General features: G+C 42.7%; 1 pseudogene. It reads right to left on the bottom strand.

Features of this window, described 5'->3' with window-relative positions:
- A pseudogene (locus tag IQR33_RS18860) lies at positions 1 to 206 on the bottom strand (Lon protease family protein); the annotation flags it as partial.

The following is a 206-nucleotide window of genomic DNA, read 5'->3' on the forward strand; positions in this document are numbered from 1 at the left end:
GCAACTTGTTGATTAATTGGAGATTCAGATAAAGCACTCACCAAGCAACAAAGTTCTGCAAGAGATGCGCTGTCACCATCAACTTCACTATAAGACTGTTCAAATACGATGGAGGCAGAGTAAGGCAGTGGTTCATCCAGTTTCAGAGCAGAGCTCAAGAAAGCTTGCATAATCATCATGCCTTTTGCATGTAGATTGCCTCCAAG

It is taken from the genome of Vibrio sp. OPT46 (genome assembly GCF_015163535.1).
In the GTDB taxonomy this organism is placed as follows: Bacteria; Pseudomonadota; Gammaproteobacteria; order Enterobacterales; family Vibrionaceae; genus Vibrio; species Vibrio alginolyticus.